Raw genomic sequence first — 701 nt, 5'->3', positions numbered from 1 at the left:
CAAGAACGAGCTTCACCGCCTGCTCGCGAAACTCCTTCGTGTAGCGGCCTTTCGGTCCTCGATTCATTTGATCTCCATTTCGCTCATTCTACGAAACATTGATCTCCACTTTCTTCAGCCTATCTCAAATGGCAGTGTCAGCAGCCTGGCGAGCATCGCGCGGGCGACGCGCCGTTTGGATATCAGTTGCGAGCGAACCAGGCTCGCGCGGCTGGGCGTCTCCTGTTTGAGCGCCGCATCTGCCAGCGCGCAAAGCTGCTCGACCAGCTCATCGTGTGTCAGACTTTCGTCGGTGGCCACGGCCTTAACGGCGGTGGCAAAGTCGTGCATCTGTGCCTTGAGGTCTGGCCGCGCTGCGGAAACCCTGCTGTTGGCTTCGTTGAGGGATTTGCGGACCCAGCGGCCGAGCATCGAAAGCAACTGGTCGGTGGCGGTGCAGAGCGCATATCGCATGAAGCATGCAGCCTCGAGTCGGCGAGATGACTGGATACGCCTGCTGACCGATGGTTTGCGATGTGCGCAGCGCCGCGCGAAGTGCCGCACACTTGCTTCATTGCATGTCGCTGGCCAGTTACCCCCCTGCGTCACAATAGATGTCGCCTCTGAATTTTCCCAATCCGAAGAACTCAGAGGTGCAGGTTGAATGCCAAACAGACGTATTCTGTCGAATTCAGGGAGCAGGCGCTGGCAAAGGTCTTGCA

Annotated in this window: 1 pseudogene; it reads right to left on the bottom strand. The window is 58.2% G+C overall.

The features are described 5' to 3' along the window. Nucleotides 1-123: 123 nt before the first annotated feature. Nucleotides 124-573: pseudogene (locus ACRXB1_RS37195) on the bottom strand (Tn3 family transposase); the annotation flags it as partial. Nucleotides 574-701 lie beyond the last annotated feature (128 nt).

The organism is Caballeronia sp. M23-90 (genome assembly GCF_053574605.1).
The sequence above is the reverse complement of the archived record's forward strand: the minus strand, read 5'-3'. Positions and strand labels throughout refer to the sequence as shown.